Origin of the sequence: Paenibacillus sp. FSL K6-1217 (assembly GCF_045040735.1) — a bacterium.
Taxonomy (GTDB): Bacteria; Bacillota; Bacilli; order Paenibacillales; family Paenibacillaceae; genus Paenibacillus_AQ.
This window is the reverse complement of sequence record NZ_CP150271.1, coordinates 5,814,533-5,834,333: the sequence shown is the minus strand read 5'-3', so window position 1 is coordinate 5,834,333 and position 19,801 is coordinate 5,814,533. Positions and strand designations below refer to the sequence as shown.

The 19,801-nt window shown below is 55.4% G+C and carries 15 protein-coding genes and 2 pseudogenes; 4 read left to right on the top strand and 13 right to left on the bottom strand.

Annotation, left to right across the window (positions count from 1 at the left end; translation table 11 throughout):
- Positions 1 to 3: 3 nt before the first annotated feature.
- The 5 genes from MHH28_RS25790 to MHH28_RS25770 form a co-directional block, all read right to left on the bottom strand.
- A complete protein-coding gene (locus tag MHH28_RS25790; protein ID WP_405106797.1) occupies positions 4 to 891 on the bottom strand; it encodes an inositol monophosphatase family protein in 888 nt (295 codons plus the stop codon).
- A gap of 181 nt (positions 892 to 1,072) precedes the next feature.
- A complete protein-coding gene (uvsE, locus tag MHH28_RS25785; protein WP_405117255.1) occupies positions 1,073 to 2,080 on the bottom strand; it encodes a UV DNA damage repair endonuclease UvsE in 1,008 nt (335 codons plus the stop codon).
- A 1-nt stretch (position 2,081) separates the two neighbouring features.
- Complete coding sequence (locus MHH28_RS25780; RefSeq protein WP_405106795.1) at positions 2,082 to 2,399, bottom strand: hypothetical protein; 318 nt, start codon at positions 2,397 to 2,399, stop codon at positions 2,082 to 2,084.
- Positions 2,400 to 2,446: 47 nt separating this feature from the next.
- The gene (locus MHH28_RS25775; protein WP_405106793.1) at positions 2,447 to 3,538 is read right to left on the bottom strand and encodes a D-alanine--D-alanine ligase; all 1,092 of its coding nucleotides are present in this window, start codon (positions 3,536 to 3,538) and stop codon (positions 2,447 to 2,449) included.
- A gap of 19 nt (positions 3,539 to 3,557) precedes the next feature.
- Entirely contained in the window at positions 3,558 to 4,586 is a 1,029-nt protein-coding gene (locus MHH28_RS25770) for an amidase domain-containing protein (protein ID WP_405106791.1), read from the bottom strand.
- A 396-nt stretch (positions 4,587 to 4,982) separates the two neighbouring features.
- Between MHH28_RS25770 and acnA the strand changes: the two genes are divergently transcribed.
- The gene (gene acnA, locus MHH28_RS25765; RefSeq protein ID WP_405106789.1) at positions 4,983 to 7,727 is read left to right on the top strand and encodes an aconitate hydratase AcnA; all 2,745 of its coding nucleotides are present in this window, start codon (positions 4,983 to 4,985) and stop codon (positions 7,725 to 7,727) included.
- A 94-nt stretch (positions 7,728 to 7,821) separates the two neighbouring features.
- Here the strand turns inward: acnA and MHH28_RS25760 are convergent, their stop codons facing one another.
- From MHH28_RS25760 to MHH28_RS25750, 3 genes and pseudogenes are all read right to left on the bottom strand, one after another.
- Entirely contained in the window at positions 7,822 to 8,841 is a 1,020-nt protein-coding gene (locus MHH28_RS25760; RefSeq protein ID WP_405106787.1) for an ABC transporter substrate-binding protein, read from the bottom strand.
- A 140-nt stretch (positions 8,842 to 8,981) separates the two neighbouring features.
- Positions 8,982 to 9,185: pseudogene (locus tag MHH28_RS25755) on the bottom strand (response regulator transcription factor); the annotation flags it as partial.
- A 2,170-nt stretch (positions 9,186 to 11,355) separates the two neighbouring features.
- Entirely contained in the window at positions 11,356 to 12,108 is a 753-nt protein-coding gene (locus MHH28_RS25750) for an IclR family transcriptional regulator (protein WP_036723784.1), read from the bottom strand.
- Positions 12,109 to 12,407: 299 nt separating this feature from the next.
- Between MHH28_RS25750 and MHH28_RS25745 the strand changes: the two genes are divergently transcribed.
- The gene (locus MHH28_RS25745; RefSeq protein ID WP_405117254.1) at positions 12,408 to 13,406 is read left to right on the top strand and encodes an alpha/beta hydrolase; all 999 of its coding nucleotides are present in this window, start codon (positions 12,408 to 12,410) and stop codon (positions 13,404 to 13,406) included.
- Positions 13,407 to 13,598: 192 nt separating this feature from the next.
- Positions 13,599 to 14,783, top strand: coding sequence for a Fe-Mn family superoxide dismutase (locus MHH28_RS25740; protein WP_405106784.1), 1,185 nt, complete (start codon positions 13,599 to 13,601; stop codon positions 14,781 to 14,783).
- Between the two features lie 450 nt (positions 14,784 to 15,233).
- On the opposite strand, the gene folE is transcribed toward MHH28_RS25740, so the two are convergent.
- From folE to MHH28_RS25715, 5 genes and pseudogenes are all read right to left on the bottom strand, one after another.
- Positions 15,234 to 15,827 (bottom strand): GTP cyclohydrolase I FolE, encoded by a 594-nt coding sequence (folE, locus tag MHH28_RS25735; protein ID WP_405106782.1) that lies wholly within the window; start codon positions 15,825 to 15,827, stop codon positions 15,234 to 15,236.
- Between the two features lie 58 nt (positions 15,828 to 15,885).
- Positions 15,886 to 16,131, bottom strand: coding sequence for a YneF family protein (locus MHH28_RS25730; RefSeq protein WP_405106780.1), 246 nt, complete (start codon positions 16,129 to 16,131; stop codon positions 15,886 to 15,888).
- Positions 16,132 to 16,253: 122 nt separating this feature from the next.
- A pseudogene (gene queG, locus MHH28_RS25725) lies at positions 16,254 to 17,441 on the bottom strand (tRNA epoxyqueuosine(34) reductase QueG); the annotation flags it as partial.
- A 35-nt stretch (positions 17,442 to 17,476) separates the two neighbouring features.
- Positions 17,477 to 18,094, bottom strand: a complete 618-nt coding sequence (lepB, locus tag MHH28_RS25720; RefSeq protein ID WP_405106778.1) for a signal peptidase I — start codon at positions 18,092 to 18,094, stop codon at positions 17,477 to 17,479.
- A 206-nt stretch (positions 18,095 to 18,300) separates the two neighbouring features.
- Positions 18,301 to 18,720: a GNAT family N-acetyltransferase gene (locus MHH28_RS25715; RefSeq protein ID WP_405106776.1), complete on the bottom strand. Its 420-nt coding sequence runs from the start codon at positions 18,718 to 18,720 to the stop codon at positions 18,301 to 18,303.
- A gap of 416 nt (positions 18,721 to 19,136) precedes the next feature.
- Between MHH28_RS25715 and MHH28_RS25710 the strand changes: the two genes are divergently transcribed.
- Positions 19,137 to 19,745, top strand: coding sequence for a superoxide dismutase (locus MHH28_RS25710; protein WP_340757296.1), 609 nt, complete (start codon positions 19,137 to 19,139; stop codon positions 19,743 to 19,745).
- Positions 19,746 to 19,801: the final 56 nt, after the last annotated feature.

Sequence of the window (19,801 nt, the reverse complement as noted above, 5' to 3'; positions counted from 1 at the left end):
CTCCTACTGCTTCTTGAAGCCTGTGGCATCTGCGGCCTGCAGGGAAGCTACCAGATAATCATGGATTCGTCCATTGCTTGCGACTACATGGCGTGTGCTGATATCGTAGGGATCGCCCTGCGTATTCGTAACCTTACCGCCGGATTCCAGCACCAGCAGCACCCCGGCCGCGCAGTCCCACGGGCTCAGCCCGACCTCCCAATACCCGTCCACCCGTCCGGCAGCCACATAAGCCAGATGCAGCGCTGCCGAGCCTCCGGCACGGATACCCCGGACCTGCGGCAGAATCTGCTGCAGCCCGGCCATATTCGCCGGCTGGGCCACCACCCGGTCGGGCGGGAAGCCCATGGCAATCAGGCTGTTGCCCGGCAATGTCTCCGCTGATACCTTCGTAGGTATCCCGTGCATATAGGCGCCCTTCCCCTTCTCGGCCACGAACATCTCGTCCCGGGTCGGATCATAGATCACGCCTACCGTGAGTTCACCCTTAACCACCAGAGCAATCGATACACAATAGAACGGGAAGCCGTGCACGAAATTGGTCGTGCCGTCAATCGGATCGACAATCCACAGATAGTCATGCTCCCGCGCTTCATCCAGGGCGGCCGTCAATGCATCCGCACCGGGCTCCACGCCCTCCTCGCCAAGAATGGCATGGTCAGGATAATGGGTCAGGATCAGCCGGCGGATCATTTGCTCCACACCTTTATCGACCTCCGTGACCAGATCCTGAGCCGAGGTCTTGCTGCCCAGCTCCTTCACCTGGCCTTGTCTGCTCTTGATCCATTCCCCCGCTTTGGCCGCAGCATTGATGGCCGCCGCCGTATGTCCCTTGCTTGTCACTACATAGGGCTGCCGTTCATTTCGGTTATCAGGACTTACAGGACTCATCTCTTCACTCCGCTTTCTTTGAGCATGATTGTTCTCCCGGGGAACGTGTTTCCGCAGGATGCCCATTTCTCTGCCTTAGAACATTGACTGCTCAACTTTCTTTCAACGTACCTCATTTCAGCTGACTTATCAAGTCACGGCTGGCACCGCTATAAGGCCTAACTGTCAAGTTTTTTGCCAGTTATGGTTCTATATTCACGCTGGCTCCGTTTAGTACCATAATTCCATTCCCGCCCTCAGCCAGTCCCTTCATCTCCTCCATTAGACCAAACAGGGCGCCATCCTTGAGCTTCGCCTCAATCATGACGTCCACTGCCGGAGTATCCGCAGCAATCCGCTTCAGAAAGGCGACCAGCGGTGCCGGCTCCACGCCATCGGCATGGCTGCGCGGATCAGACGGGCTGCGCGGGCTGGACACATGAATCTTCGGCGGCAGCTCACCGCCGGGCGGCACATCCTTCAGCGCCAGAGGGCTTGTCCATGTCTTCAAGATCTCCGGCCACAGCTCCCAGGGAAGCTCGCCTTCGTTGTTGACCCATTGATGATGGATATCCAGCACCATCGGCAGCTCCATTCTCCGGCAGACCTCCAGCGTCTCCACCGCGTTGAACGTCTTGTCGTCGTTCTCCAGCGTCATCCGTTCTCTAAGCGCAAGCGGCAGCGCGGAGCATTGTTCACAGAAGCGCTCCGCAGACAGAGGCTTGTCCCCGTATGCGCCGCCGATATGGATGTTGCTCTTGGCCGTCGCCGGCAGACCCATCGCTTCAAACATAGCCGCATGGTGCTGCAGATCGCGGACAGAGCTGGCCAGCACCTCCGGCCGCGGCGTACTCAGCACCGTGAAGTGATCCGGGTGGAAGCTGACGCGCAGCCCGTGCTTCTTCACATAGCTGCCCACCTCTGCGAATTCCTCCGCAAGGGCGGCGAGCGGATTCCAGTCCGCCAGATCCGGATGGGTGGCCAGCGGAACCAGCTTGGAGGTAAGCCTGTAGACCTTGATATCCGAGCCGACATTATGCTTCAGCAGACGGAGCGTATTATGCAGATTCGTCCGGGCGATGGATTCCAGCTTGCGCAGTCCGGCTTCCCGGTCTCCCAGCTTGCTGAAGCTTGCCATAGTCATCGTCTTGGAGGGGGAGCAGTCCGGGATCACGGTAGACATGGCGACATAGCCGAAGCGGACAATCATGTCATCCCTCGTCCCCGAAGAACATCTCATAGGCAAGAGCCGTCTGTACGCGCGATTCTTCCTCATTCAGCTTACGCACCAGGTCCATTTCCACCGCCGTAACCTCATTGCCCTGAAAATTAATTTCTGCAATCGACGCCGAGATTTTGACAATAGCCACCGCAACATTCTGCGTATCATAGGCGATGACCTTCTGGCCGGTCGGATAGACACGGAAGCCCTGCTTCACCATCTTGGTACGTCCGTACTCCAGCAGTTCGTACAGCTCCTGCTCATTCTTGAACTTGCACACCGAATTGAATTCTGATTGAAACCCCATGCTTCTCTCTCCTTCCCGGCCGGAATGCTCCCGCCGCTCACCTTATATTATTCATTATCGTACTTCAGGCCCTGTTTGAACCGGTAACGCTCCAGCGCCAGCCCGATCATACGGTCCAGCAGCACTCTATAGGATACACCGGTCTCACGCCACAGCAGAGGATACATGCTGAACGGGGTGAAGCCAGGCATAGTGTTCACTTCATTAATCAGAATCTTGCCGTCAGACTTCCGCAGGAAGAAGTCCGCCCGGGTAATTCCGCTGCCCTCAATAGCCTTGAAGGCCAGTATGGCCGACTCGCGCAGGCGGTCCGCTACCTCAGGATCGACAGGTGCCGGGATCAGCATCTGTGATTTGCCGTCGGTGTACTTGGCCGCATAATCATAATATTCACCGGAAGAGACGATTTCACCCGGAACCGAAGCCTCTGGCTCCTCATTGCCGAGAACCGCCACCTCCACCTCACGCGCATCCACGAACTCCTCAATAATTACCTTCGTGTCATAACGGAAGGCATAATCCACAGCCTTGATCAGACTGTCCTTGTCGCTCGCCTTGGAGATTCCTACGCTGGAGCCCAGATTGGCAGGCTTGACGAATACCGGATATCCCAGCTTATCCTCCAGACCTACAATCAGCTCGTGCTTGCGCTGTCTCCAGTTCGCCGCATTGAAATAGCAATATTCACATTGCTCCAGCCCCGCCTCACCGAACAGCTTCTTCATGACAACCTTATCCATACCCGCCGATGAAGCCAGTACGCCTGCACCAATGTACGGGATATTCGCCATCTCGAACAGACCCTGAATGGTGCCGTCCTCGCCGTTCGTGCCATGCAGCAGCGGGAACATAACGTCTATTACCTGCTCGCCTCCGCCAAGTCCGCTGAACAAGGCATTCAGGGCCATGCCCATATCTCCGGCAGCCCCGGATAGCTTAAGCTGCTCGATCGCTGCGAAGGGAGCGTCCAGCACCGAACCTACCTTCCATACCCCCTGCTTGGAGATATAGAACGGAATAATCTCATATTTATCGTAGTCAAAAGCGTTCATAACCGCATAAGCCGTCTGCAGCGATACCTCATGCTCCCCGGATTTGCCGCCGTACACCAGTCCTACGGTAGTTTTAGCGTTCCCCATGCCCTAACCTCTTTCTGATCTATAAATAGTCATTAATATGAAAAAAACGATAAGCCGTCCGGTCCGTCCAGGCGTAGGAATCCTTGTAATCCCAGTAGCGGTGACGGCTGCTGACCGTCCGTGCATTCACCAGCGGCATGCCTCCCGCATCAAAAGCGGTAACGATAGTGCTATGCTGGAAATGTCCGTTGCCATCCCAGTCATACTGAATAATGTCACCCAGCTCAAGCTGCTCCGGCCGCTCGACAATCTCCGCGCGCAGACCGCTGTCGCGGCTTCCGCTCAGGTGACGCTGCAGGCTGTCGGAGACCGCCCAGCTGTAACTCCACCATTCCTGGGCTCCATTATAGCCCTTGTACCACCAGCCCGTTTCTCTTTTACCAGTATAGTTGATAGGCGCTCCCCCTGCAAAGAGACATTGGGAGACATAATTGGTGCAGTCCACCTCGAAAATCTCGAACTCCGGATTCCCTTCCTTCCACCAGCGGTCGGCATAGGCTGCGGCCTCCTCCCGGCGGTAGAGCACCTCCTTCGCACGGCCTGCGCTGCGCAGGACACGGCGGTTCAGCAGCGGCTGGGACGGGCGCGGATCGGGCAGAGCCTCCCCCCACACCGAGAGCCGCAGGGCCGGATCTTTCTCCACCACCTTGCGCACCCCGCTGCGCTCCGGCACACGGCGCTCCACGTTCACGATCTCCCAGCCGCCTTTTTCACGTTCAAAGGTCAGCCGCTCCGACTCCACCACATCCTCGCGGTGCGTCATGCCGCCCTTCTCATAATAGAAGGCGCTGTGCAGCGCCACATCAGCCACTACCTCGGCAGGATTCTCCCGCACGGTACGGATGGTCCGCACTCCCGTCTCCCCGCGCAGCGGAGTAATGCCCCGGCGGCTGTACCACTGGGCGATCCGGCGGGAACGCGTGCGCTGTTCATCCTGGAACCGCGGATCCCTGATCGTGGTATGGCGCGGTGCGGTGCCGGGTGCAACCCGCCCCTTGTTCAGCAGGTCCACATAGACATAGAGACTTTTCTTCCATTGCTGCTCCATTCATACTCCGCCCTTTCATTCAAAGATAAGAATGTATATGATTTAACCTATGAATATCCTTCAAGGATTACCGCCGTAATGGCTGCTGTCCTATGTATATGAAGGATTGCTTGCACCTATACGGAAGCGGAAGCGATTTAAGTCCGGGGGAGCGCGGGAGCAAGGCTGTTTCATCCATCACCGGAAAGATTAAGGATGATCCTACTATTTAAATAGGCGGAGCTGCCGGATGCCCGCATTTCGGAGCGGACAGGACTGGTCCTGTACCCTTCCGGCCCTGAATATACCTTACATTGCAGAGCAAAAAAAACTTTACTCCCCCCATTGTAAACGTTATACTAACAGTATAGGAATTATGAAATGTAGTTTCACCAGATGAAACGAGGAGGCGCATATATGCCAAGCAAGGACCATTTTTCATTGGCCAAGAACCTGAAATCAGGCGGCAAAACTTATCGCTACTATCATTTGAATGCTCTGGAAGAGCAAGGTGCAGGCGACATTTCCTCCCTGCCATTCTCCATTAAGGTATTACTCGAAGCCGCTGTCCGCCAGTATGACGGACGGGCGATTACCGAAGAACATGTCAAGCAGCTGGCCAACTGGTCCGGCGGCATTGACCGCAATAAGGAAATCCCGTTCATTCCTGCCCGGATTGTCCTGCAGGACTTCACCGGCGTGCCTGTAGTTGTCGATCTCGCGGCTATGCGCGACACCGTCAAGAAGGCGGGCGGCGACCCTAAGAAGATAAATCCGCTGGTACCGGTTGACCTTGTTATTGACCATTCGGTTATGGTTGATGCGTTCGGAACGGCCGATGCCCTGGAATATAATATGAACATTGAATTCGAGCGTAATGAGGAGCGCTACCGCTTCCTGCGCTGGGCACAGACCGCCTTCAATAATTTCCGTGCGGTTCCTCCGGCAACCGGAATTGTGCATCAGGTGAACCTGGAGTATCTGGCCTCTGTTGCTGCCACCAAGACCATCGATGGAGAGACTGTAGTCTTCCCGGATTCCCTGGTCGGTACGGATTCCCATACAACAATGATTAACGGCCTTGGCGTAGTGGGCTGGGGCGTCGGCGGAATCGAGGCTGAGGCAGGAATGCTCGGACAGCCGCTGTATTTCGTTACCCCGGATGTCGTCGGCTTCAAGCTGACCGGCAGCCTGATGGAAGGCGCCACTGCTACCGATTTGGCCCTTACCGTGACCCAGATGCTGCGCAAAAAAGGCGTAGTCGGCAAATTCGTCGAATTCTACGGCCCGGGTCTGGCGAACATCAGTCTGGCAGACCGTGCAACGGTGGCCAACATGGCTCCTGAATACGGCGCAACCATCGGCTTCTTCCCGGTGGATGATGAGACACTGGCCTATCTGCGCAGCACCGGACGCCCGGATGAGCTGGTAGAGCTGGTGGGGGATTATTACAAGGCGCAGGGCATGTTCCGCACCGCGGAGACACCGGACCCTACGTTCAGCGATATCATTGAGCTGGATCTGGCTTCTGTGGTTCCCAGCCTGGCCGGACCGAAGCGTCCGCAGGACCGGGTAGAGCTTACCCATATGAAGGAGAATTTCGAAGGCATTATCCGTACACCTGTCGATAAGGGCGGCTATGGCCTCAGCGACGAGAAGATTGCCGAACAAGTGGAGATTCAGCACAAGAACGGCAGCAGCAGCAAGCTCACTACAGGAGCGGTAGTCATTGCAGCCATCACGAGCTGTACGAATACCTCTAACCCGAGCGTAATGCTAGGTGCGGGACTGCTGGCCAAGAAGGCTGTGGAACGCGGTCTGACCAAGCCCGGATATGTCAAAAGCAGTCTGACTCCCGGATCGCTGGTCGTTACGGAATATCTGCAGAAGGCGGATCTGCTTAAGCCGCTGGAAGCTCTCGGCTTCTACCTGGCGGGCTACGGCTGTGCCACCTGTATCGGCAACTCCGGCCCGCTGCCGGATGAAGTCAGCGAAGCCATTACGGAACACGATATGACGGTTGCCGCCGTAATCTCCGGGAACCGTAACTTCGAGGGCCGTGTCCATGCCCAGGTCAAAGCCAACTACCTGGCTTCACCGCCGCTGGTTGTCGCTTATGCCCTGGCCGGCACGGTGAATATTGACCTGAAGACCGAGCCGCTTGGCTACGACCCGCAGGGTGAGCCTGTCTTCCTGGCCGATATCTGGCCGACTACAGCCGAGATCCGCGAAGCCACCCTGCGCTCGCTCAGTCCTGAAATGTTCCGCAGCAAATATGAGAATGTATTCACGGCCAATGAACGCTGGAATAACATTCCGGTACCGGAAGGCGAGCTGTATGAATGGGACAGCAACTCCACCTACATTCAGAATCCGCCATTCTTCGAGCATCTGGCAGACGGTGTCTCTGACATTAAGGATATCAGAAGCTCGCGTGTACTTGCGCTGCTTGGCGATTCCGTCACTACCGACCATATCTCACCGGCCGGGAATATCACCGCATCCGGTCCAGCCGGAGAATATCTGCGGGGACATGGCGTGGAACGCGCCGACTTCAACTCCTACGGCTCGCGCCGCGGGAATCATGAGGTGATGATGCGCGGTACCTTCGCCAACATCCGTATCCGCAACGCAGTAGCTCCTGGTACGGAAGGCGGCGTAACCACCTTCCTGCCAAGCGACGAGGTGATGTCGATCTATGACGCCTCCATGCTGTACCAGTCGGCCGGACAGAACCTGATCGTCATCGCCGGTAAGGAATACGGCACAGGCAGCTCCCGCGACTGGGCCGCCAAGGGAACACTCCTGCTCGGAGTCAAAGCCGTCATCGCCGAGAGCTTCGAGCGGATTCACCGCAGCAATCTCGTCGGCATGGGTGTACTGCCGCTCCAGTTCCAGGAAGGCCATGGCTGGAGCAGCATGGGGCTGACCGGACGCGAGACCTTCGACATTACCGGTCTTGACAACCATGTCCTGCCCGGACAGGAGCTGACGGTCACTGCTACCCGCGAAGACGGCACCCAGTTCGACTTCCCGGTCATTGCCCGTCTCGATAGTACCGTAGACATCGATTACTACCGCAATGGCGGCATTCTGCAGACGGTACTCCGCCAGATGCTGGCAGATGCTACAGCTTCGGAAGCGGCTCAGCCGGTAGAATAATTCGGCTTCATAAGGATAGATCATTATACAAGCTGCGCCGGTATCAGATTTCAGTCTGATACCGGCGCAGCTTTTTATTTTATCTAAATAGGCCTTATTTGACTGACAGCAAGCTGGTCGTAATGACATCCAGCTGTTTCTCCAGGGAGATCGGATCATTGTACGTATCGGCAGCAGGATTGAGCTGGAATACATTCCCTGCTTTTACCGCCGGAAGGCCCTTCCACAGCGGATTATCATAGACAATCTTCGGATCTGTAGTATCCCCGGACCAAGGGCAGGTGAAGATAATATCTCCCGCAAAGTCCGGCAGCTTCTCCAGGGAGATGGAAGCCCAGCCTGTCCCGCTGTCGATGGCCTCCTTCTGCGCTTCAGCAGGAGCCTTCAAGCCGAACTCACCATACAGAATCTCACCGCCCCGGCCGTAGTTATGCCCAAAGACATACAGCCCCTTGGCATACGGATTGAGGATGGACACCGTCTTATTGCCTACAGCAGCCTGCACCTGCGGCTTCAGCTTAGCAATCCGGGTCTCCCACTGTGCGATCCACGCCTTGGCTTCATCCGTCTTGTTCACCAGCTTGCCGTAGTCGAGCATCTGGTCCTTATAATTCTTGGCACCATATTGAATCTGCACCACAGGCGCAATTTCCTTCAGCTTGTCGATGCCTTCCGTGCCGGAATACACGATAATCAGGTCAGGGTCCAGGGACAGGATGTTCTCTGGGGTGACATCGTCTCCAAGCGCCTCTGCCCCTTCAAGCAGGTCTGCAAGATACGGACTGGCCTTGGCTCCTTCCATGACCCCTACCGGCTTCACGCCCAGCGCCAGGAGATATCCTGTGTAAAAGGCTGTAGTATCCACGATCCTCTGCGGGTTCTTCGGCACCTGAACCTCACCGGCGCTATCCTGGAAGGTGACCATCTCCGCTTCAGCGGAAGGTTCGCCGTTAGTCGGAGCAGCAGCGGGTGCTGCAGAAGCTGTAGGTGCAGGCGCATTCGCTGCCGCTCCGGAGCCAGAGCCGGAGTTACCCGATGAACCGCAGCCAGCCAGCAGGACAGCCATGGCGAGAGTGAAGACGAGCAGGACAAGACTTGGTTTAGAATATCGCAAAATAATCCCCCTATGTATATGATGTTGTGATATTGATAATCATTATCATCTGTAATATAACACAGAGTTCGCAGGCTGACAACTCTCCTGTATACAAAAAATCCCCTTTCGCAGGAAAGGAGATTGCTTTGCTCCGGGCATCAGGAAATCTCGATACGCTCGGAGTCGAATATTCTTTTGTAGACCAGGGCAATGATTTGGGAACGGTCCGTAACGTCCATTTTATGAAAGATGCGGCTTAGGTGATTCTTGACGGTATGCTCGCTGATAAACAAGGCGCCGGCAATCTCCTTATTCGTCTTGCCCAGAATAATCAGCTCCAGCACCTCCTCCTCGCGCGGCGAGATTCCCCATTCCTCCTTGGGCGTCTTCAGCGCCGAACTGCTGAGCAGCTTCACTGCCGAAACCATCTTTCTCTCGGGCAGGGCTTCCGAGCGGCTGCGCAAGAAGGATTGAAAAGTGCTGCGCGGCTCATTGTACAGTTCTGCGACCACATAATCATCCAGACGGAAGCGGGAAGGGTCCAGCCACTCCAGATCCGTATCCGCCAGCAGCACCTTATCCGCGCCATTGCCGACATGATGAAGCACCAGCGCCAGCAGCTGGGCAGACAGCGAGACCGAAGGCTTATTGATCTCGAAGTAGAACGAAGCGAATTGGTCCACCTGCTTCAGCAAAGAAATCTCTTCCGGGAAGAACCCGTACCCTTGCAGGAAGTCAAGCCTGAACGGGGCCAGCAGAGCCGCTGTTCTCATCAGCTCTGTCTCCCGCTCCGTCAGCCCTGTATAACGGGCAAGCTCATACGCCATGGCAGAAGCCTCTGCCGACAGGCGGTGCAGCTCGGAATTACTGAGCCGGAGATAATGAAGCGTCTGCTCCGTGAACACCCCTGCCTGCTTCATATGTCTGGCTTCCTTCTCAATCAGACGGATGGAAGTACTCGCCAGGCTGGCAAGGCATCCGGTTAAGGACAGCCACTCCTCGGCTTCACTGCGGCGTCTGAAGCCCACAGACAGAATGCCTTTGAATTCCTTCCCGGCAAGCAGCGGACATTCGAGCAAGACCTGTCCCTCTGCCTCCCCGTTGATGATCGCAGAAGAGATAAAGGCCTGCGAGGAGTACCGGGACTGGAGGTCCTGGATATATGGCGCTATCTCCTCCGGCCTCCATCCCTTGGCGTAGTGCATGTCCACCGGCTGCTCCTCGAAGAATACGAGCACCGAGGACGGGAAGAATGGCATGCCCATAATCATATCCAGCAGCCCGGTGCCCAGCTCCTGGGTGGATACGGCCTGCGGCAGCAGCCTGGCAGCCTCCTTCAGGCGCTGGGTAGCCTCCCTGCGCAGCGCTTCGCGCTGCACCAGACGCTCTCCTCTCCCGGATAAGCCCAGGAGCGCAGCAACATTCTGCTCATAATGAGCGTTGTCCTGAATAGGGCGGCTCGCTCCAAAGCCTACAGCAAGCAATAGTGCTCTCTTCCCGCTGTGAATCCTCACCGGATAGCATGACAAATATTCCGGCTGCGTCATTCCGCGCTGGGTGAAGAACATTGTTCTCGGGTCCTGGGCCACGCTCTGCCAGTGCCGGGGCTCCATGCCGAGAACCGCCTGCCCCAGGAAGCCGTCTCCCTGCTGGAACCCGGCGTTCATGAGGAGTCCCGCTTCTTTGCCGGCAGAATATTTCACTGTGAACCGGCCGGCCTCCTCCTCTTGGGCGAAGGCATACAGCTCTGCGTCAGAGAACGTACCGGCCATTTGCTGCAGCACAACCTCTATCTTCAGGAACTCATTCTCCAGATTGGATAACAGCTGGGAAATCACGAGGCCCTTTCTTTGTTCCAGCGGCTTCAGCGCGCAGCCCGCCAGTAATTTGGAGAGCACATTCCCGAGCACGCTCATTTTGCCCCTGATGCTGCCAATGCCTTCCCGGCTAAGCTCAGGCATGGCTGCAAGTACATCCTTCAGCATCTCATAGTCAGGGTGATTCCGCATCTTCGCCTCGAATGCCTGCAATACAAGCGCTCGGGTGCCTTCCTCCATATATAAGCCGGACCATAAATAGTATGTCTGCCCATAGTCAGGGACCAGCGGGCTGACCGCATACTTCAGTCCGGGAACCCACTCCTCCAGTACGGCAGGATAAGATAAGGGGCCTAATCTGAGCAACGCAGGCTCGAAGGGCCGCTCCATTCCCTGTAAAGATTTAAACATCTTCTGATAGAATATTCCGGACAGCGTGGGGCGCGTAACTACATTCCCGGCCTGATCCGTAAGCACAATCGCCTGACCCGTAACAGAGCCGAACGTATCCTGGAGCTCTTGAATTTCTCCCATCAGTGAATCGGGTATAACTGCTTTCATCCCATCACCTCATGCTCTGAATTCCTATGATTTATTCATTTAAATGAAGTTAATTATAGTTCATTTTAACTAGATATACAACGAATGACGAACGATAAATAGCCTTAATTTCCTAAATTATTCCTGAACCGCTCCGCTGGCCAACTTCCCCGGCTCAGCCCATCATCAGGCCCATTTCAGCGGCGGCCTCGGCCAGGATAACAGCATATTCCTCCAGGGTCTCCCGCGACAGGCGGCTGACCGGGCCGGACATCGAGAGCGCCGCCACCACGCCCCCGGCCCGTCCGGCTATGGGCACGGCCACGGCTGCCGCCCCCGGCTCGCGTTCCTCAAAGCTGGTCGCATATCCGCAGCGGGTAATCTCCTTCAGCTGCTCAAGGTACTGGCTGCGGTCTACGCTGTCCGGCCATGCGGGGTCGGCCAGCAGCCTTACCTGCACCTCAGGCGGTGCGTAGGCAGCCAGCACCTTGCTTGATGCGCCTACCGAGAGCGGCAGCCTGGCGCCGATCTGGGCCACCCTGCGGATAGCCTGCCGGCTCTGCACAGCCTGAATGCGCACACGCTCCAGATTGTCGCGCAGATACAGGCTGACAGTCTCTCCCAGGCGGTCGCGCAGCCGCTCCATGGCAGGCAGCAGAAGCACCGCCGGTTCGTTCAGTGTCGGGAGATGTGTGGACAGCTCCCAGATACGGATACCCAGGCGGTATTTGTCCGTCCCCTCATCCCGCTGCAGGAAGCCCTTCTCCTCCAGCGTGGTCAGCAGGCGGTGCACTGTGCTTTTATGCAGGCCGATCTTCGCTGAGATCTCCGTCAGACTAAGGTCGTAATCATCATTATCCTGCGTGAAGCACAGCAATATATCCAGCGCACGCTCTACGGCGCGTACAGTCAGCTTCCGGTCTTCCACCCCGATCTCCCCTTCACATGTTTCACCTATTGAAACCCGGTTACATAATTATTAAGATATCCCTATCTTAGTGCAAAAGCCTAAATAAAGTCCAGCAGATTCCGTACCCATCATCAGCCGTCCGCAGTTTACAGTTACATTACAAAAGTCCTAATTCCATTGACTTTGAAAGGGCATAAATTTACGATTAAATATATGAACTATTCATGCTCTGAACAAAGATGTCCATGCTATCACAACTTTTAGGAGGGGACCTTATGAATCTGGCAACAAGTCATCACGGCGCGCCGGTCTCCCGCATGCCTAACGAGGATAATTCCGCTTCGTCACCCTTAATCCCACTGCGGATGATACGCGTCAAGCACATTATTGTGGCTCTGCTGTTATCCGTGTTCTTCTTCTTTGTATTCTGCTTCATCGCCCTGCATGCTTATATCGCCTGGGTGCTCTCGAATCCTACGGTAGCTCCCCTCTACTCCAATCCGTATCAGGCCAAGGGGCTCGCATATGAGGATATTACCTTCCCCGCCAAGGACGGCAGCCGGACTATGGAAGGATGGTATATTCCATCCAAAGGGGCCACCAAGACCATTGTCTTCAGCCATGGCTACGGCGCGAACCGCGAAGAGAGCTGGGTGCCCATGTATGACCTGGCCCATTATGCGCACAGCCTGAGATTCAATGTCATTATGTTCGACTACGGCTTCGCCTCCAAGACCGACAGGGATATCGCAACCGGCGGCAAAAAGGAATCCCAGCAGCTGCTCGGAGCCATTGCCTTCGCCAAGGAAAAGGGAGCCGAACAGATTGTGGTCTGGGGCTTCTCGATGGGCGCAGGCACGGCATTGCAGGCAGGTCTAGTAACCAAGGATGTGGATGCGATGATTCTGGACAGCACCTTCCTGCTGGAGCCGGACACCTTGTACCACAATATCAAGCAGAACATTAATCTTCCCCGCCAGCCTTCGCTGGAGATTATGGAGATGCTCTTCCCGGTGCTGAACGGCACCGGACTGAACCAGATTCCTTATTCCAAGGTCAAGTCGGAGGATTATCCGTTCCCGGTGCTGTTCATGCACGGCACCAAGGACGATAAGGCGCCTTATCCGATTGCCGAGGAGCTGGCGGCGAACCAGAGCAATCCGTATTCGGATTCATGGATCGTGGAGGACAGCCACCATGAGCTGCTGTTCCGCGAGCACCCGCGTGAGTATCTGCGGCGGGTATCCGCTTTTCTGGGGAATGTGCAGATGGCCCAGATCAGCGGGAGCCAGGGCAACCCCACCGCAAGCAAATAAGCACCGCATCCTTACCCTAAGGCATGTGCAGATGTATCCTGAGATACATGCTGTGCATGCCTGTTTATTTATGTGCGATGCAGCAAAGCTCTCCAGTCTGCGGCATGGTCCCGCACAGGCCAGTCTCATAAGCTGCCCCTCTCCGGCATATAATGGACCGCCACCAACTTTAGGACGGGAGGACTGCATGTCATGCCATATGTATTCGTTGCACCGCCGCCAGTACAGATTCTAGGAGAAATCGCCTTCTGGAAAAACCAGGAGAAGGAGCATGCCGAGGTTCTGATCCAGATCATCCCACGCCTGGAGGAGCCGTATGTGAAGCTGCTGCAGGATTGGGCCATTGTCTTCCTGGCTACAGAACAGGCGGCGCAGCATCTGCTTGCCGCTCCGCAGGCACCGGACACAGGCGGCCCTGGAGGTCCGGCCGAAGCAGGGATGCTGCTGCATACCGCCTGCGACCAGTCAGCCGAATTCATCAGGCACCTGAAGGCCATGAAGGAGGCCAGTGCTGCCGTCAATGCCTTCCCCCTGGCGGGAACCACGCTGCTGCACTTCATCCGGGAGTCTGAATATTTCCTTGCTGTACTGACCGCTCTGACCCCTGCCGATTACGGTTCAGGGATGCTGCGGATGAATCCGCCGGGGCAGAGGGAGCCCGCTCCTTCACCAGCTCCGGCTACAGGCGCAGAGAGCTTCCAGGGAACGGGAAGCTTCGCCGTCCCGTTATGGGAGTCCCGCGAGGCAGGAGCGGTTCCTGTCGGCGGGCATACGCTCCCCCCTCTGCCTTATGCCTACAATGCACTGGAGCCGTATATTGATGAGAAGACGATGATTATTCATCACGACAAGCATCACCAGAGCTATGTAGACGGACTGAACAAGGCGGAGAACAAGCTGGCGGAAGCGCGTCTGAGTGGCGATTATGATCTGGTTAAGCACTGGGAGCGGGAGCTTGCCTTCAACGGGGCCGGCCATTATCTGCATACCATCTTCTGGAACGTCATGTCCCCGCAGGGCGGAGGCCGCCCCTCCGGTGCGCTGCTGGATGCCATAGAACGCAGCTTCGGAAGTTATGATGCCTTCAAGGCTCAGTTCACTGAGGCCGCTAATAAAGTTGAGGGCGGCGGATGGGCTATTCTGGTCTGGAGTCCGCGCAGCCGCAGACTGGAGATTCTGACAGCCGAGAAGCATCAGAACCTGTCCCAGTGGGATGTCGTTCCGCTGCTCGTGCTGGATGTTTGGGAGCATGCTTATTACCTCAAGCATCAGAACAACCGCGCCGACTATATCCAGAACTGGTGGAAGGTCGTGAACTGGCCTTATGCCGCCGAGCGTTACGGCGCCGCCCGCAAGCTGGTCTGGCAGCCCTTCTAAGGCTGATTCCTCCCTCTCACGGCGGCGTTCTGCGTATCTCTGGCCAATTCTGAGGTTGTTCACTCTCACCGGCTGCTTGTATGGAGTAGCATTGTTGCACTTCTTGCAGGATTTCTCTAAATTTATTAGAAGCTTGGGTCACGCACCTTCGCGGAACAAAATCATCCTAACGGATGGATAAGATTACCTTCGCGCGAGCACAATGTATGCTGTTTTTCACACACATTTAGGCCATGTGCCTGCATTCGAGACAATGTATGCTGTTTTTCACATATATTTGGTTCGTGTGCCTGCTTGCGAGCACAATGTATGCTGTTTTTCACACACATTTAGGCCGTGTGCCTGCTTGAGAGACAATGTATGCTATTATCCGCATACATTTGGGCCACACAGCTTCGCGCAAAAAAAGCCCGCCGCCACTGTCGAGGTGGCAGGCGGGCTTATCCGTTCCTATTCTTTGATCAGGGCCAGGAACTCAGCCCTTACCGCAGCGTCCTCACGGAAGGAGCCGCGGGTGGCCATTGTCACCGTCTTGCTTCCCGGCTTCTTCACACCCCGGGCACACATGCACAGATGCTCCCCTTCGACTACAACCATGACTCCGTGCGGATTCAGCACCTCAGTCATGATGTCGGCGATCTGGGCCGTGATGCGCTCCTGCACCTGCAACCGGCGGCTGACCGCTTCTACGAGCCGGGCCAGCTTGCTGAGTCCGGCAATACGGCCGCTTGGAACATAGCCGATATGCACCTTGCCGAAGAATGGAGCCATGTGATGCTCGCATTGGCTATAGTAGACAATATCCTTCACAATGACCAGTTCTTCATGAGACTCGTCGAAGGTGACGCCCAGCGCTTCGCGCGGATCAACGGAATAACCGCCGAAGATCTCTTCATACATCCGGGTCACTCTGGCCGGTGTTTCGAGCAGGCCTTCGCGGCTGGTATCCTCACCGATTAATTCCAGAATCTTCTCTACATGATACTCAATCTGCTCACGGTTTGAAGTAACCTTCCCGTTCTTGTACTCCTTGATGCCCCCCATGAAAACTCCCCCCTTCCACACCTGCAGCTGACTCTTATCTATTATACGATCATCATTATTACTTCTTGCGGGAATGTCCTTTGCCCGCAGCGGGACGCCCCGGAGGATTACCGTTCTTCATCATCTGCTGGGCACGCTGCATCTGCTTCCCGTTCAGGTTATACCCCATTTGCTTGGCAACCTTCTGCAGCATCTCAGGATCATTCTGCATCGTTGTCATCTGTCTGCGCAGATAATACACGCCGATGAAGAATCCGCCGATCAGACCTACAACAAGCGCAATAATAGGCAATGCAATATTCATCTGTAATCCACCTTTGTACTCTATTGTCTGGCGATAACCCTGTTAAGGCACGCGAATCTATCATAGCATTTCAACAACTGGACAGCAATTGGCAAATCCCGCTGGCAGCCGGTTCATTTCCCGTCTGCCGCCCCCTGCTCGCGCAGCTTGCCTACGGCCTGCTCCAGCATGCCGCGCACCGTCATGTCCTCTTCGCTCTCCAGCGCCTGCTCCACAGCCGCAAGCGCTTCTTCGCCGCCGATGCGGCTGAGCGCCCAGGCCGAGGTTCCGCGCATTTCCGGCCGGGGCTCCTTCAGCAGAAGCTCCGTCAGCTTCGGCACAGCCGAAGCCTCCTTGAAATTGCCCAGCGCAATGACCGCGTTGCGCTGGATCGGCTTCTTGCCGCGCCAAGCCGCCGAGCTGCTGCCGAACTTCTCCTTGAACTCCCGGTTGCTGAGGTCCAGAATCGGCATCAGCAGCGGCTTGACCACCTCAGGATCGGGCAGAAGCTGCGGGCGGTGGTTCCAGTTCTTGCCCCGGTTATGCGGACAGACAATCTGGCAGGTGTCGCAGCCGTACAGCCGGTTGCCGATCTTGGTCATATAGTGATCGCTCAGGAAGCCCTTCGTCTGGGTCAGGAAGGAGATACACGCCTGGGCATTAAGCTGTCCCGGGCCGACCAGCGCGCCGGTAGGGCAGGCATCGATGCATTTGGTGCAGTCGCCGCAGCCCTCCTCTACAGGCTGGTCCGGGGGAAGCGGGAGATTCGTCACCATCTCCCCCAGATAGATCCATGATCCCCACTTGGGTGAGATAATGGCACAGTTCTTGGCGCTGAAGCCTATGCCCGCCCGCTCTGCTACAGCCCGGTCTACAAGCGCTCCCGTATCTACCATACTCTCAAGCACGGCATCCGGGACGCGCTCACGGATGAAGCTCTCCAGCTTCGCCAGCGCTTCCCGGAGGACATGATGGTAATCCTGTCCCCAGGAGGCCCGGGCCAGAATGCCCCTGCGCGCCCCCGGCTCGGATTTGGGCGGGTCCTCCATTTTGGAGGGATAGGCCACCGCAATGGCAATGATGGAGAGCGGCTGCTCTCCGGACTCTAGGGCCGGGACCGTCCGCTTGTCCAGATCCGGCTCCTCGAACCCGGATTCATAGCCGTTATCCCGGTGCTCCTGGAGAATGTTCTTCAAATATAAAAACGGCTCCGCAGTGGTGAACCCGATATCATCGATACCGAGCGCAGGTAGAGCCGCCTTAATCTCTGCCTTGAGTTCCTCCCACCTGGAAGGAGGCGGAGCGTAACCTTTCTGGATGTTGAGCTGCATATCCGCCTCTCCTTTATAGATTGAATAAGATAGCTCTACAGGACCTTCATCTTAGAGACAGGCCACCAGATCAGGGACACCTTACCCACGATACTCTCCCCTGCGACAGCGCCGAAATAACGGCTGTCCTTGCTGGCTCCGGCATGCCGGTTGTCCCCCATGACGAAGTAGGTCCCTGCCTCTACTGTCAGGCTGCTGAAATCGGGATCTTCTATAGACGTATCGATATAAGGCTCCTTCAGCAGCTTGCCGTTGAGATAGAGCTGCTGGTCCCGCACTTCAATGATATCGCCGGGAATGCCGATCACCCGCTTCACCAGATATTCCTTGCGGCTTGGTCCCGTACTGGGATCATGCAGGACGACAACCTCCCCGCGGCCCGGATTCCCGAAGCTGAGGGCGATTTTATTAATAATCAGCTTCTCTCCCTGATACAGGGTAGGCTGCATAGATTGGCCAATTACAGTAGACACATTGAACACATAAATATTAAGCAGCGACATCACCGCGAACACAATACCCGCCGTAATGATCCACTCGCGCATATCCTTGATCCACGTTCTTCTGGACTGCTGTCTGGACTTGCTATGCGTAGCCGACCGGTATCTTTGCCTGCGGCTCCGCATGATCTCTTCTTCAAGCTCCCGGTTCATAGGCCACCTACTTGCTTCGATTGGGTTATCCGTTCCTTAACAATAGAAAAGCATATCTCCCGCCCATTTGCAATGGACATAGGGAAGATATGCTTTAGTATAATGAAACAGACTATGCAGGAATACCCATTGGCTTGAAGTATCCGCCCTGCAACAGTTCTCTACTCTGACATTTGTTTCCGCTTACAGCACCGGTTCAGCAACAGTTACCCGACAATGCTCAGCTTGCGCACGGATTTGAAGATTTGGTTCTCGTCATAACCCATGGCCTCATAGAGCGGCATTGCAAAAGAATTGTGTTCATCCACGGCAACATAGATACCGCTGACCTTCCGCGCCTGAAATCTGTTCTCCATAGCCGTGACAAGACTCTTGCCGACTCCTCTGCGGCGGTAATCCGGATGGACGGCAATGCGGAAATAACAGCCGTGATTCTTCTCAATCGTACCAATCAGCGCACCGATGATTTCTCCTTCATCCTCAGCAACTACAATGAGATCAGAGTCCCATGACAATTGCCTGGAGAAAGGCTCGATCGTGCTCTCGAAACATTCTTCCGATAATGCAGTCTGCAGCAATTCAGTCACTGGAGTAACATCGCTTAATTGAAAGGAACGAACGTGCATACTTTCAAGTCTCCCTTTTCTATGGCTTATGATTTTACAAAAAGAAGGGGTTTCCATAACAGTATAAAGTGGAAAAAGCATCAAAAACCGAGGAATACCTGCTTTTGTCTCTATTAAAGCACACTTTTCTCGCGTTATCACCATTTTTCTTTTGAAAGCGCTTGATATGAAGCGTTTACATTGAATATAGTTTCATATTTAACATGTATTAGGAGATTGCAGTAGTCCAAACGTCCCGCTTACGAGTCTTATCAGTTTAACATAGGCTTAACACTTTCGGTGAGCTGAGGACGAAAAAATACTTTTTAAACAATAATGTTTATTTAGTGTTGCATTATTGTTCCAGATACGTTTTAATAGTAGTATCTCAACGGATATATACCAAAAACCAACATATAATCAGGAGGGATTTTTCCATGGCTTTTCAATTACCGGCACTACCGTACCCGAACAACGCACTTGAACCACACATCGACGCACTGACGATGGAGATTCATCATGACAGGCACCATAACACTTATGTGACGAACCTGAACGCCGCACTGGAAAAGGCACCCGAACTGCAAAACAAAAGCATCGATGAGCTTCTGACCGATCTTAACGCTGTACCGGAAGCGATCCGCACAGCGGTCCGCAACAACGGCGGCGGACATGCCAACCACACCCTGTTCTGGGAAGTGATTGGACCGAACGGCGGCGGCGCACCAGCGGGCGCACTGGCTGCTGCCATTGACAGCGAGCTGGGCGGCTTCGATAAATTCAAGGAAGACTTCGCTACTGCGGCTACTACACGCTTCGGCAGCGGCTGGGCTTGGCTCGTTGTGAAGGACGGCAAGCTTGCTGTAACCAGCACTCCTAACCAGGATAACCCGATCAGTGAAGGCGCAACTCCAATCCTCGGTCTCGATGTATGGGAGCATGCTTACTACCTGAACTACCAGAACAAACGTCCTGACTACATCAAGGCGTTCTGGAACGTAGTGAACTGGGAAGAAGTCGGCAAGCGTTACGAAAGCGCGAAATAAGCATCAGCTTTCAGCATGATGCTCTAAGCAAACAGGTTCACCTCTGCCTTAACGGC